We start from the raw sequence: 4,010 nt of genomic DNA, 5'->3' as shown, positions 1-4,010 counted from the left end.
ATTATGGCATGTGGTACGGGTAAAACATTCACCAGTCTTAAGATAGCAGAAACCATAGCAGGAAAAGGCAAGCGTGTTTTGTTTCTGGTGCCCTCTCTCGCTCTTATCTCTCAAACAATTCGTGAATGGACCCTTGATACAGAAATCCCCTTGCGTTCCTTTGCGGTGTGTTCGGATACACAAGTAGGCAAACGTCGTAAAAGTAAAAATGATGATGAAGCTGGTCTCGATGCATCAGACCTTGTTTTACCGGCTACTACCGATGCCAAAGAGCTTGCGCGTAAAGCCAATAAGACCTCTCTTGATGTGATGACTGTGGTCTTTTCAACTTATCATTCCATTCAAGTGATTTCGAATGCACAAAAGGAATATGATTTACCCGAATTTGATCTGATCATTTGTGATGAAGCACACCGTACGACTGGGGTTGTATTGGGAACAGACAAGCATGAATCTGAATTTATCAAGGTTCATGATAACAGCATCATTCAAGGTAAAAAACGTCTGTACATGACGGCAACCCCTAAGATCTTTACCGACAAGCTGAAAAAGAAGGCTGACGCATCTGATGCTGTTCTGGCGTCCATGGATGATGAAGAGCTCTATGGAAAAAATCTTTACACGTATACTTTTTCAAAAGCTCTAAAAGATAAACTTTTAACACCCTATAAAGTTATCGTCTTGGCTGTTGATGAAGCAATTATTAACGCAACGATTCAGAAACGCCTTAAAGATAAAAATTCCGAACTTATTCTTGATGATACAACCAAAATCATTGGCTGCTACAAAGCACTTTCCCAAATAGAAAAGAAAGAAGAAGATGGCATAAAACCTATGCGTCGTTCTCTGGCTTTTTGTAAAAGTATCAAGACGTCTCAACTAGTCAGCGAACTATTCAATGACGCTATTGATGAATATCATAAATTTGTCCCCGAAAGTAAGACTTCTCTTATCTTTGATGTTAAGCACATTGATGGATCTTTTAATGGCAAAAATCGTAATAAATTACTTGATTGGCTTAAAGAAGAGACAGATGAGAATAACTGCCGTGTGTTAACCAATGTCCGATGTCTCTCTGAAGGAGTCGATGTCCCTGCTCTTGATGCGGTTATGTTTTTACACCCGCGTAAAAGTCATGTAGATGTGATACAGGCGGTGGGGCGCGTGATGCGTCGCGCAGAAGGTAAAACAACAGGCTATATTATTTTACCCGTTGGTATTCCCTTTAATATTCCACCACAACAGGCTTTAGAAAACAATACGAAGTATGATGTCATCTGGCAAGTTCTCAATGCTTTGCGTGCTCATGATGACAACTTTAAAAACAAAATAAAAGCCTTAGAGCTAGACCAAAATGTTCGTCATGTGTTTGAGATTGTAGGAGTCACTTTTGACCCTGCTTTACAAGCAATGACCGCTGTTGTTGACGAACTCTCTTTCCACGCAAAATCGGAAAGTGTTGGGCTTCATATTGGTTCAGTAGCAAGTGAAAGCTCTTATAAATATGGAGGACAAAAAGAATTCGAGTTTTATGTTGATGAATTATCGCGTGCTATTAAGCCCATCATTGTCAAAAAATGTGGAGAGCCTAATCAGTGGGGAAATTGGGCTGGCAATGTAGCTGCAATTGCACAAAATCATATTATTCGTCTTAAAAGCATACTCGCTGATAAAAAGAGTGAAGCTTATCGCGCCTTTCATGCCTTTCATAAAGAATTAAAGAACGGTTTAAATGACAGTATCGAACAAGAGGATGCACTCGAGATGTTGGCGCAACACCTTGTGACACGACCTATTTTTGAATCCTTGTTTGATGGAAATGAGTTTGTGAGTAAAAACGCCATCTCGCAAGCGATGGAAAAAATCTTAGCTGAACTTGATAAGATGAATATCAAAGACGAAGCCAAAGATCTTGAAAAGTTTTATCAAAGTATAAAGGATGATACAGAGGAGATTATTGAGACGCGAGCAAAACAGAATCTTATTATCAAACTTTACGAAGATTTTTTTACCAAAGCATTCAAAAAGACAACAGATAAACTTGGGATTGTTTATACGCCTATTGAAATAGTTGATTTTATCTTACATTCCGTCAATGATGTTTTAGAGCAAGAGTTTGGACAAAGCTTAAGTTCTCGAGGCGTCTCTATTCTTGACCCTTTCACGGGAACGGGGACCTTTATTACACGGCTTTTACAATCCAAGCGTATCAAACCAGAGGATATGGAATATAAATTCCGTCATGATATTCATGCCAATGAGATTGTTTTGCTTGCCTATTACATAGCAGCGATTAACATTGAATCGACCTATCATAGTCTTATGAAAGGAGAGTATATACCTTTTGAAGGAATTTGTTTAACTGATACGTTTTTGATGCTTGAAGAAAAAGATTTTTTTACACGCTATATGTTTGAGAATTCAGAGCAGTGTAAAAAACAGCAGGAAGCAGATATCCAAGTTATTGTTGGCAACCCTCCTTATTCAACAGGTCAAAAAAGTGCCAATGATAATAATCCAAACGTCCATTATGATACTCTTAATGATAGCATCAAAAATACATATGCATCAGGTTTGAATGTTGGTACTAACCGTAAAGAGCTTTATAACAGTTATATTCAAGCAATTAGATGGGCTAGTAATCGTTTAAGTTCTCAAGGCGGCGTTGTAGCCTATGTTTCTGGAAATGGATGGATAGATAAAATATTTGCGGATGGTATGCGAAGATGCTTACAAAATGAGTATTCTGCTATTTATATCATCAATCTTCGTGGTGATATTCGAAAAAATATAAAATCAAAAGAACAATCAAAAGAAGGGGGGAATGTTTTTGGCTCTGGAAGTCAAAGTGGAATAGTTATAACTCTTTTTGTGCGCAATCCAAATAAAAAACAACCGTGTAAGATTTACTATCATGATATTGGTGATGACCTTTCTACAAAGGAGAAATTATATCTCTTACATAAATTAAAAAGCATAAAAGGAATAATACAATCCAAACAGTTTATTGAGATTACGCCTAATGAAAAACATGATTGGATAAAGCAAAGAGTTGCTGATTTTGATCAATTCATACCTATGGGGGATAAAAGTACCCTTATAGATTCTAAAATTTTTGAAGAAGTCTCACTTGGTGTACAATCAAATAGAGATGCTTGGGTTTATAATTTTTCGAATGATGCACTAGATGAATCTATTCAAAAAACAATCAAATATTTTAATATACAAAAACAACTTATCTCCAAGAACCCGTCTATATCTGTAAAAGAAATTATTGATTATGATGCTACAAAAATTGGATGGTCTAGGGGGCTTCGTTCCAAACTGAAGCAAGAAATAGATGCAAAATTTGAACCAAATCTAAAAGCTCTCGTTCTTTATCGCCCGTTTATGACAATGTGGCATTATACATCACCATTCCTTAATGAGATACTAGGACAAACGCATCAATTTTTTAATTCAGATATTCCGCATAATCTTGGAATTTGTATTTCGGGTAAAGGAAGTCTATCTCATTTTTCCTGTCTCATGACTAATAAACCAATCAATTATCACACATTAGATACAACAAAATGCTATCCACTTATGTTCTATTGTGAAGAGAAAAAAACTCATGACCAGAGTTTGTTTGCTACAAATGTAAAAAAGAAAGTTCGTGATGGTATTACAGATGCGGGATTAGCACATTTTAAAGCCGCTTATCCTAATGAGAATATAACAAAAGAAGATATCTTTTATTATGTTTATGGAATTTTGCATTCGGAAGATTATCGTGCCCGTTATGCTGATAACCTCTCTAAAGAATTACCTCGTATCCCTTGTGTAAAGAGTGCTGAAGATTTTTGGAAATTTGTAACAGCAGGGCGTGAACTGGGTCATTTGCACGTGAATTATGAAGATCTAGAGCCTTATCCAGTGACCTTTAAAAAGGGTAATCCAAAAGTTACAGAGATCTCTAATCCCGAAAAATTCTATTATGTAACTGAAATGAAATTCGCAAAAGCAGCTAA

The 4,010-nt window shown here is 36.5% G+C and carries 1 protein-coding gene; it reads left to right on the top strand.

The genetic code is table 11. The annotated features are described in order from the left end of the window. The coding region (locus tag ACFIM1_RS08960) for a type ISP restriction/modification enzyme (protein ID WP_375694649.1) at window positions 1-4,010 on the top strand (4,010 nt) is incomplete at both ends.

The organism is Bartonella sp. AC158YNML, assembly GCF_042196725.1.
Classification (GTDB): Bacteria; Pseudomonadota; Alphaproteobacteria; order Rhizobiales; family Rhizobiaceae; genus Bartonella.
Note: the sequence above shows the minus strand (reverse complement) of the source record. Positions and strands in the feature narration are given on the sequence as shown.